The organism is Aquiflexum sp. (genome assembly GCF_977115555.1).
Genome location: NZ_CDSBKL010000616.1, coordinates 1 through 1,665, shown reverse-complemented (window position 1 = coordinate 1,665; position 1,665 = coordinate 1). Strand labels below are relative to the sequence as shown.

Sequence of the window (1,665 nt, the reverse complement as noted above, 5' to 3'; positions counted from 1 at the left end):
TTTGATTCCATTGGGAATTGTTATTGTAGCTTGTGTCATAGGAGCTGTTTATTTCTACCCTGACTCTGTTTCCGAGTGGGTCAATTACGAAATGGAAAACAAGGACCTGACTATGAAAACCCAGCAATCCGAGGAAGCGAGGGAAACGTTTGGGCTCCTGATTATGGCAGTCGTACTTTCGGTATCTGCCTATTTTGGTTGGAAGAAAAAATCTTGATTCACATTTTCACTTAAATCCCCCTTGTATATGAAAAAATTAACTTTGATGCTTTTGGCCATAATACTTCTTTTGCCAAATCTGACTATGGCACAGGATAGCCGGTATTTTGAAATGAGGACTTACACTGCCCATGAAGGGAAAAGACCTGATCTAATCAAAAGATTTCAAGATCATACTTTGAAGTTGTTTGAGAAAAATGGAATTGAAAACATTGCTTACTTTATCCCCACTGTTGATACCAACAATTCCCTGACGTTTATCATTGCCTATCCAAACAAGGAATCAAGAGATGTTTTGTGGAATAAATTCATCAACGACCCAGAGTGGCAAGCTGTTGCAAAAGCCTCAGAGGCAAATGGGAAGTTGGTAGCAAAAGTCGATCAGGTATTTATGGAAAATGCTCCTGACCTGACACCTGAGTTTATCCGCGATGATTATGAAGGTGAAAGGGTTTTTGAGCTTAGGACCTATTATATCTTCCCGGGGAAAGTGGATGCTCTCCACGCCAGATTCCGTGATTATACTCGGGAATTATTCCAAAAACACGGTATGATCAATGTCATGTATTGGTACACTGTCGAAAAAGATCCAAATGTCCAGACAAAATTGGTTTACCTTTTGGCACACAAAAATGAAAAAGCAGGCAAAGCATCGTTTGAAAAGTTTGCAAAAGATCCTGCATGGATTGTAGTAAGGGATGCTTCTGAACAAAACGGGAAAATCGTAGAAAAAGTAGAATCTATTTATCTTAAACCATTGCCTTTTTCTCCTTTGAAGTAGATTATATTTTGCTTTAGGAATTAATTTCCCAAAGCATTTTTTTTCTCAAAAAAGAAATCCCCAAGAAAATCGATTGATCTTCTTGGGGATTTCTTTTGGCTATAAATCAATTTTACTAATTAATGCAAATAAAGTCCGAAGCTTACTTGGCCTTGTATTCCGCTGAAACCAAGATCGCCATAGGTTCTCCTGCCGCTGCCGGTCTGGTCACAAAATAAACATCATGTTTTTTACCATCAGTAATTGGTTCAATGGCGATGTTTGCCATTCCCCCTGCGCGTCCTCCCGGACCACCTGGATAAGTCATTAATTTGGTTTCACCGATTTTCTTTCCGGAAGGCGAACCCAATCTGACTTCAATGACAAACCCTTCTTTACTTGGTTCCTGACCACCCCCTAATACTTGGATAGAGGCTACATCAGTCATATCAATCCCTTCGAAAGAAAAAGATGCTTCTTTGTCAGGAATCATCAAGAATGTCATTCCACCAAAATTCATGGTAGAATAATCAATAAGATTTTTGGCTTGATCCATTCCCATTTTTGGATTTCGAAGAGTAATTGAACTGTTTCCTGTCAAAGGTTTGACTCCTTCTCCACCTCTATCTGTAAAACTTCCTGAAAGGACAAACACACCATTCTCACTCAGGGGCTTTCCAACCCTT

Annotated in this window: 3 protein-coding genes; 2 read left to right on the top strand and 1 reads right to left on the bottom strand. The window is 39.4% G+C overall.

Translation table 11 applies throughout. From position 1 onward, the window contains the following. On the top strand, nucleotides 1-217 hold a 217-nt coding region (locus ACZFYI_RS20125), incomplete at its 5' end, for a transmembrane 220 family protein (protein WP_462525907.1). Nucleotides 218-247: 30 nt separating this feature from the next. Further along, the gene (locus ACZFYI_RS20120) at nucleotides 248-1,000 is read left to right on the top strand and encodes an NIPSNAP family protein (RefSeq protein ID WP_462525906.1); all 753 of its coding nucleotides are present in this window, start codon (nucleotides 248-250) and stop codon (nucleotides 998-1,000) included. 142 nt (nucleotides 1,001-1,142) lie between these two features. Here ACZFYI_RS20120 and ACZFYI_RS20115 read toward each other — a convergent pair. Continuing rightward, a partial coding sequence (locus ACZFYI_RS20115; RefSeq protein ID WP_462525905.1) for a carbohydrate-binding protein occupies nucleotides 1,143-1,665 on the bottom strand: 523 nt, incomplete at its 5' end.

Coding starts and splice junctions, on each gene's coding strand:
- ACZFYI_RS20120 (WP_462525906.1), top strand. CDS start 248: ATGAAAAAATTAACTTTGATGCTTTTGGCCATAATACTTCTTTTGCCA.